This window comes from Kribbella swartbergensis (assembly GCF_054784135.1).
Genome location: NZ_BAAGPM010000067.1, coordinates 23,058 through 30,903 on the forward strand (window position 1 = coordinate 23,058; position 7,846 = coordinate 30,903).

General features: G+C 69.9%; 5 protein-coding genes and 1 pseudogene. 5 read left to right on the forward strand and 1 reads right to left on the reverse strand.

Annotation, left to right across the window (positions count from 1 at the left end):
- Positions 1-469 (reverse strand): annotated as a pseudogene (locus tag ACYVOK_RS35565) (hypothetical protein); the annotation flags it as partial.
- Between the two features lie 168 nt (positions 470-637).
- On the opposite strand from ACYVOK_RS35565, the gene priA reads away from it, so the two are divergent.
- From priA to ACYVOK_RS35590, 5 genes are read left to right on the forward strand one after another with little or no spacing between them, the layout of a single operon-like run.
- Positions 638-1,375, forward strand: coding sequence for a bifunctional 1-(5-phosphoribosyl)-5-((5-phosphoribosylamino)methylideneamino)imidazole-4-carboxamide isomerase/phosphoribosylanthranilate isomerase PriA (gene priA / locus ACYVOK_RS35570; protein WP_460667017.1), 738 nt, complete (start codon positions 638-640; stop codon positions 1,373-1,375).
- Positions 1,372-3,663, forward strand: a complete 2,292-nt coding sequence (locus tag ACYVOK_RS35575) for an HAD-IB family hydrolase (RefSeq protein WP_460667018.1) — start codon at positions 1,372-1,374, stop codon at positions 3,661-3,663. The genes priA and ACYVOK_RS35575 overlap by 4 nt, the downstream gene beginning before the upstream one ends.
- Positions 3,660-4,856: a zinc-dependent alcohol dehydrogenase gene (locus ACYVOK_RS35580; protein ID WP_460667019.1), complete on the forward strand. Its 1,197-nt coding sequence runs from the start codon at positions 3,660-3,662 to the stop codon at positions 4,854-4,856. Before ACYVOK_RS35575 ends, ACYVOK_RS35580 begins: the two co-directional genes overlap by 4 nt.
- Positions 4,857-4,913: 57 nt before the next feature.
- Positions 4,914-6,494 carry an NPN-dependent hydroxyacid isomerase, LarAH14/15/16 family gene (larAH, locus tag ACYVOK_RS35585; protein WP_460667020.1) on the forward strand — a complete coding sequence of 527 codons (1,581 nt, stop codon included), beginning with the start codon at positions 4,914-4,916 and terminating at the stop codon, positions 6,492-6,494.
- Positions 6,494-7,426, forward strand: coding sequence for a lysophospholipid acyltransferase family protein (locus ACYVOK_RS35590; protein WP_460667021.1), 933 nt, complete (start codon positions 6,494-6,496; stop codon positions 7,424-7,426). Before larAH ends, ACYVOK_RS35590 begins: the two co-directional genes overlap by 1 nt.
- Positions 7,427-7,846 lie beyond the last annotated feature (420 nt).

The following is a 7,846-nucleotide window of genomic DNA, read 5'->3' on the forward strand; positions in this document are numbered from 1 at the left end:
CCGACGCGGAGGACCGCCCAGCCGAGGCCCCTGTCGAGGGCTGCTCGGCCGAGCTCGGCGTGGAGGGCTGCTCGGCCGGGGATGGTGGGCCGGGGGTGGGGTGGTCGGGGGCGGCGGTTGCGGGTGGTGTTCCGGGTGGGGGGTTGATTGCCGCGATCAGGTCGGTGACGGTTTGCTGGACGGGGGTGGTGAAGCGGCGGCGGGTTTCGGCGAGGGTGAAGGGGTGCTCGAACGGGTCGCGGTGGGCCTTGTGGGCGGCGCCGTCCAGGGACAGCATCGAGGGTCCGACGACCTGGGCCGTGGAGAACCGCGGGTCGTCGACGGTGAAGGTCGACGGATCCCGCATCACCTGGATCGCCAGCGCCCGGCTCGCGACCACCCAGCTGCCGAGCGCCTCCACCCACCCGATCGGCCGCAGCGCCGCGAGCGCCGGGTGCGGATCCGTCTCGAGCTCCTCCAGAGTGACCATCCAGCCACCCTAGATGGATCAGACCGGCGACTCTGGCTGGATCGGATCAGCGACCCTGGCTGGATCAGACCACTGTCTTCAGTGGTATTGCTGAGACAGATTCGATCTCAACGACTCAGCAGGGCATCGGGTTACGAAACCAGGACCGCCGCCATCTAGGGTGTGGCCATGTCTGAGAACCTGGTGCTGCTGCCTGCCGTGGATGTGGCGGACGGTCAGGCTGTCCGGCTGGTGCAAGGCGAAGCCGGAAGTGAGACGTCGTACGGCGATCCGCTGGCGGCCGCGATGGCCTGGCAGGAGGCCGGGGCGGAGTGGATCCACCTGGTCGACCTGGACGCCGCGTTCGGCCGCGGCTCCAACCGTGAACTGCTCGCGGACGTGACCGGCAAGCTGGACGTCCAGGTCGAGCTGTCCGGCGGCATCCGCGACGACGAGTCGCTGGCGGCGGCCCTGGCGACCGGGGCGCGCCGGGTCAACATCGGCACCGCCGCACTCGAGGACCCGGAGTGGTGCGACCGGATCATCCGGCAGTACGGCGACCGGGTCGCGATCGGCCTCGACGTACGCGGCCGGACCTTGGCGGCCCGCGGCTGGACCAAGGAGGGCGGCGATCTGTACGAGGTGCTCGAGCGGCTGGAAGCGGCCGGCTGCGAGCGGTACGTCGTCACCGACGTGACCAAGGACGGCATGCTCCAGGGCCCCAACCTCGACCTGTACCGCGACCTGTGCGCGCGCACCGACAAGCCGATCATCGCTTCCGGCGGTGTCTCCAGCCTCGACGACCTCAGAGCACTCAGCACGCTGGTCAAGGACGGCGTCGAGGGCGTCATCGTGGGCAAGGCCCTGTACGCCGGTGCGTTCACCTTGACCGAGGCACTCGAGCTCACGCGTGGAGGCGACAAGTGAGGCTGGCCGAGAAGCTCAAGGACAAGAAGGTCCTGGTCACCGGTGTCACCGGGTTCGTCGGCGAGGCGCTGCTGCACCGCATCATCGGCGAACTGCCCGGCACGACCGTGGTCGCGATCATCCGCCCGAAGGGATCGCTGAGCGGCGCCGACCGGATGGCGCAGCTGCTGAAGAAGGACATCTTCAAGCCGTTCTACGGCGAGGGCACCGCGTACGCCGACGCCGAGGCGCTGACCGCCGCCCGGATCCAGGTCGTCGAGGGCGACCTGTCCGACGTACCGGAACTGCCGAAGGACCTCGACATCGTCGTGCACTGCGCCGGTGACGTGAGCTTCGACCCGCCGATCCACGAGGCGTTCACGACCAACGTGCTCGGCACCAAGAGCCTGCTCGAGCGGATTGTCGAAACCGGTCGCCAGGTCCACTACGTTCACATCTCGACCGCCTACACCGCCGGCCGCCGGCGCGGCGCGATCCCGGAGGCGCCGGTCGACCACACCGTCGACTGGCGGACCGAGGCCGAGGCCGGGATGGCGATGAAGGCCCGGATCGAGGAGCAGTCCCGGTCCGCCCCGATGCTGGCCAAGTTCCGCAAGGAGGCCGAGAAGCTGCACCGGCGGGCAGGTCACCTGACCGCCGCGGCCGACACCGAGCGCCGCCGGACCGAATGGGTCGCGAAGAAGCTGGTCGAGACCGGCACCGAGCGGGCCCGCAGCCTCGGCTGGACCGACTGCTACACCTTCACCAAGGCGCTCGGCGAGCGCGTGGTCGAGGAGTTCTCGGCCAAGCTGCCGACCTCGATCGTCCGGCCGGCCATCATCGAGTCCGCGGTGCAGAGCCCGCACCCGGGCTGGATCGAGGGCTTCAAGATGGCCGAGCCGCTGATCCTGGCCTACGGCCGCGGTGAGCTCCCCGAGTTCCCGGCCAGCCCGGACTCGGTGGTCGAGATCATCCCGGTCGACCACGTGGTCGGCGCGATCTGCGCGGTGATGGCGACCGAGCCGGAGCTGAACAAGCCGGAGTACTACCACGTCAGCTCGGGCGCCCGGAACCCGCTGACCTTCGAGCAGTTGTACGCCGGCGTCCGCGCGTACTTCTCCAAGCACCCGTTCGACCTCGGCGAGCGCGGCGCGGTCCGGCTGCCGGTGTGGAAGTTCCCCGGCGGCGACTCGGTCGAGAGCATGCTCCGATACGGCGAACGCGCGCACAAGATCGCGGACACGATCATCACGCACGTCCCGCGCGGCGAGAAGACGCGGAAGTACGCCCGCGAGCTCGACGTGCAGAAGCGCCGGCTCGACTTCCTCCGCCGCTACATGGACCTGTACTCCGAGTACGCGCAGGCCGAGCTGCAGTTCGTCGACGACAACGTGCTGGCGCTGCACAACTCCCTGGAGGGTGACGACCGGGAGAAGTTCTGGTGCGACACCTCCATCGTCGACTGGCAGCACTATCTGCAGGAAGTGCACTGCCCGAGCGTCACCGACTCGCTCCGCCGGCTGGACGTCGTACGCAAGAAGCGGAACAAGGCCCTGGCCGAGTCCGCCGGCGTGCTGAAGAAGGTGGAGCCGCAGCAGGACGTCGAGGTGATCGCGGCGTTCGACATGGACGGCACCCTGCTGTCGTCGAACGTGATCGAGACCTACCTGTGGATGCGACTGCCCGAGCTGGACAGCCACCAGCGGGTCGGGGAGATCGGCGCGATGCTGCGCAAACTGCCGAAGCTGATCGCGGCCGAGCGCAAGGACCGCGGCACGTTCCTGCGGACCATCTACCGCAGGTACGCCGGTGCGGACCTGGAGAAGCTGAACCGGATCGTCGACGAGGTCCTCGCCGAGCACGTGCTGGAGCGGCTCAGCGGCGCGGCCGTCCGGCGGATCCGCGAGCATCGCGCGGCCGGGCACAAGACGATCCTGATCACCGGCGCGGTGCGGCCGCTGACCCGGCCGCTCGAGCCGCTGTTCGACGAAATCGTCGCCGCCGAACTCGCGGTCGACGACCGCGGCCGGTGCACCGGGTTCCTGACCGGGCCGCCGCTGGTCGGTGAATCCCGGGCGGCGTGGATCAAGCACCGCGCCCGCGGGACGAACATCGACCTGTCCAAGTCCTACGCCTACGCCGACAGTCACTCGGACCTGCCGATGCTGTCGGTCGTCGGCAACCCGGTCGCGGTCTCGCCGGACGTCCCGCTGTTCCGGGCGGCCCGGGCCGCGCGCTGGCAGATCGTCGACTGGAAGACCCCGTCCACCTCGTCCCGACTGGAGCTGCCTGGGGTGAACGCCCGATGATGCTCGCTCTCGAGATGTACCGGTCGCCGGCCAAGTACCTGGCGGCCAAGGCGGTCGGCGGCCGGATCCCCGGCGTCCTGACCGGGCCGGCCGCGCCGCTGCGCCTCGTCACCATCAACGAGCCGAAGGCCGAGCGGGAGGGCTGGGCGCGGATCCGCCCGATCCTGTCCGGGATCTGCGGCTCCGACCTCGGCATGGTGACCGGCTCGACCAAGCTGTACTTCTCCGCGATGGTGTCGATGCCGTTCGTCCCCGGTCACGAGATCGTCGGCGAACTGCTGGACGACTGCGAGGACCTGCCGAAGGGCACCCGGGTGGTGATGGACTCGGTCCTGACCTGCGCGGCTCGCGGTGTCGAGCCCTGTGCGGGCTGCGCTTCCGGCAACACCAACCGGTGTGACCGGATCACGGTCGGTCACGTCGCGCCGGGGCTGCAGACCGGGTTCTGCCAGGACACCGGCGGCGGCTGGGGCAGCGTGATGGTCGCGCACCGCAGCCAGCTGTACGCCGTACCGGACGGGATGTCCGACGAGCGCGCCGTACTGACCGAGCCGCTGGCCTGCGCCGTGCACACCGCGCTGCGGGCCAAGGTGGAGCCGGGCCAGTCGATCCTCGTCAGCGGTGCCGGCGCGGTCGGCCTGTTCGCGACCCTCGCCCTGCGTGAGCTGACCCAGGCCGGCCGGATCACGGTCGTCGCCAAGCACGCCAAGCAGCGCGAGCTGGCCCGGGCCTTCGGCGCCAGCGACGTGGTCGCCCCCGACGAGGTGTTCCGCGGCGTACGGCGTTCGACCGGTGCCTTCCGGTTGAAGCCGGAGCTGGCCAAGGAGTTCCTGCTCGGCGGTGTGGACATCGCCGTGGACGCGGTCGGCAGCAAGGACTCGATCGACACCGTACTGCGGGTGACCAAGGCCGGCGGCCGGGTCGTGCTGTCCGGGATGCCGGCCAGCGGGGCCGACCTGTCGCCGGTGTGGTTCCGCGAGCTGGAGCTGACCGGCACCTACGCGTCCGCGCGGCAGGAGCCGAACGAGCAGCCGGCCTTCCACACCGCGCTCGAACTCGCCGCGAAGGCCCCGCTGGACGGGATCGTCGGGGCACGCTATCCGCTGTACCGCTGGCGCGAGGCGATCGACCACGCGCATTCGGCCGGCCGGCTCGGCACGGTCAAGGTGGCATTCGATGTGAGGGCCTCATGAGAGCCGTGACGATTGCCCCTGAATTGGCGCCGTACGTACGACGAGAGAGGTTCTGACATGTCCCGGCCAGGTTTCGTGCTCGAGGTGGACGACCGGACTCCGCCGCTGATCGTGCACTCGGGTGAGGGCTTCCTGCTGGAGCGCTTCCCGCTCGGCACCCGGGTGGTGTACCCGCCGGAGGCGCTGCCGCCGGTGCGGGACGTCGAGGAGGCGATCCAGAACGCGCTGCTGAACCCGATCGACTCCGAGCCGCTGCCGGAGCTGCTGCGCGCCGGGATGCGGCTGACGATCGCGTTCGACGACATCTCGCTGCCACTGCCGCCGATGAAGAAGCCGGACATCCGGCAGCGAGTGATCGAGGCGGTGCTGGAGATGGCGGCGGCGGCCGGTGTCGACGACGTGGAACTGATCTCGGCGAACGCGCTGCACCGCCGGCTGACCCCGAACGAGCTGCGCGAGATAGTCGGCGAGCGGGTGTTCCGGTCGTTCTTCCCCGACGGCAAGCTCTACAACTTCGACGCCGAGGACCGCGACAACCTGGCCCACCTGGGTCAGACCCGGCACGGCGAGGACGTGGAGATCTCCAAGCGGGCGGCCGAGTCCGACCTGCTGGTCTACGTGAACGTGAACCTGGTGGCGATGGACGGCGGCCACAAGTCGACGTCGATCGGGCTGGCGTCGTACAAGTCGCTGAAGCACCACCACAACAGCCACACGATGATCCACTCCCGGTCGTTCATGGACCACAAGGCGTCGAAGATGCACCACTCCGCCTGGCGGATGGGCGAGGTACTGACCCAGCACGTCAAGGTGTTCCAGATCGAGACGACGCTGAACAACGACATCTTCGGCGGGCCGATCGAGTTCCTGCAGAAGCGCGAGTGGGAGTGGTCGATCAAGGACCAGGCCTCGATGCTCGGCACCAAGCGGGCGCTCGCGGCGGCGCCGGCCAAGCTGCGGCACAAGATCTTCACCGATGTCCGGGCGAACTACGGGCTGACCGGGGTCAGCGCCGGCGCGATCGAGCCGGTGCACGAGAAGACGCTGGAGATGGTGCACCGCCAGCACCTGGTCGAGGTGCAGGGCCAGGCCGACGTCGGCATCATCGGCGTCCCGTACCTCGGGCCCTACAACGTCAACTCGGTGATGAACCCGATCCTGGCCGCCTGCATGGGTCTCGGCTACCACTTCAACTCGTACCGCGGTGCGCCGATCGTCCGCAAGGACGGCGCGGTGATCCTCTACCACCCGGTGCCGTACGAGTTCAGTCAGCTGCACCACCCGTCGTACGTCGACTTCTTCGAGGAAGTGCTTGCCGAGAGCACCGATCCGGCGACGATCGAGGCGAAGTTCGAAAAGCAGTACGCCGAGGATCCGTGGTACATCCACCTGTACCGGACGTCGTACGCCTACCACGGCGTGCACCCGTTCTACATGTGGTACTGGATCTCCCACGCCCTGGACCACTGCGGTGACATCGTCTGGGTCGGCGCGAACCGCAAGACGGTCGAGCGGATGGGCTTCCGGTCCGCGTCGACGCTGCAGGACGCGCTGGAGATGGTCAGCCACTCGGTCGGCCGGTCGCCGTCGATCACGTACCTGCACAACCCGCCGCACCTGCTCGCGGACGTGCGCTGATGGGTACCAGCCTGGTGAAGTTCGGCCGCGACACCGCGCATGACGTCAAGCAGGTCGCGCGCGGCTGGCGCTGGGGCCGGCGGCCGCAGGTGCCGCGGTCGGCCGAGCCGTACGTGATCCCCAAGGAGACCTCGGTCTTCCCGACCAAGTGGGCCCGCACCCCGGCCGCGATCGCGGTCCGCGAGGTGCTGCAGAAGGGCGCGCTGAACTCGGTCCTGCGGTTCGAGGTCAACCCGCACGTCAGCGGGCTCGACTCGCTGCTCAAGCTGAACGGGCCCGCCCTGATCGTGGCGAACCACTCGTCGCACCTGGACACCCCGTTGCTGCTGTGCACGCTGCCGGACGCGATGCGGCGCCATACGGCGGTGGCCGCGGCCGCGGACTACTTCTTCGACACCTGGTGGCGGGCGACCGCGTCGGCGATCGTGTTCAACACGTTCCCGATCGAGCGCCGCGGCGGCAAGCTGAGCTCGACGCCGGGCGACCTGCTCGAGGACGGCTGGAACGTCGTCGTCTTCCCGGAGGGCACCCGGTCGCCGGACGGCTGGATGGAGCGGTTCCGGATGGGCGCGGCGTACCTGGCCGTCGAGCACGGCGTCCCGGTCGTTCCGGTCGGCATCAAGGGCTCGTTCGCCGCGATGCCGCGCGGCCGCGGCTGGCCGGTGCCCGGCCGCCCGACGGTGGCGGTCCGGTACGGCGACCCGCTGACGCCGGCCGAGGGCGAGAGCGCCCGCGACTTCGCGCCGAAGATCTCCGCCGCGGTGTCGGCCCTGCTGGACGAGGAGTCGACCACCTGGTGGGAGGCCCGCCGACGCGTCGCCGCCGGCGCCTCGCCGTCCCAGTCCGGCCCCGACGCCGCCCGCTGGCGCCGCGTCTGGGAATCGACCGCCCCGGTAAAACCCGCCGACGCCAAGCGCCGCGCCTGGAAGTAACACAGGCAAGCTGAGCATGTAGACGGGGTGTTGTGGCCCCGCCCACCCGCCCCCAGAGGTGATACGCGCGGGGGCGGTTGGGGTATGTGGGAGTGGTGGGCCCGCCCATCCGCCGTCCGTGGAGCTGATGCGTACGGGGTGGGGTGCGGGAGTGGTGGGCCGACCCACCCGCCCGTGGAGGTGATGCGCACGGGGCGGTTGTGAGGTTTGGGAGTGGTGGCCCGCCACCCGCCCCCAGAGGTCATGCGTACGGGGGGTGGTTGTGGGGTTTGCGAGTGGTGGGCCCGCCCACCCGCCGCCCGTTGAGGTGGTGCGCTCGGGGGTGGTTGTGGGGTTTGGGGAGTGGTGGGCCCGCCCACCCGCCGCCCGTTGAGGTGGTGCGCTCGGGGGTGGTTGTGGGGTTTGGGGAGTGGTGGGCCC

Bases quoted from the DNA above. Each gene is read 5' to 3' on its own strand.
- priA (WP_460667017.1), top strand. From the start codon at position 638: ATGTCTGAGAACCTGGTGCTGCTGCCTGCCGTGGATGTGGCGGACGGT.
- ACYVOK_RS35580 (WP_460667019.1), top strand. From the start codon at position 3,660: ATGATGCTCGCTCTCGAGATGTACCGGTCGCCGGCCAAGTACCTGGCG.
- larAH (WP_460667020.1), top strand. From the start codon at position 4,914: ATGTCCCGGCCAGGTTTCGTGCTCGAGGTGGACGACCGGACTCCGCCG.
- ACYVOK_RS35590 (WP_460667021.1), top strand. From the start codon at position 6,494: ATGGGTACCAGCCTGGTGAAGTTCGGCCGCGACACCGCGCATGACGTC.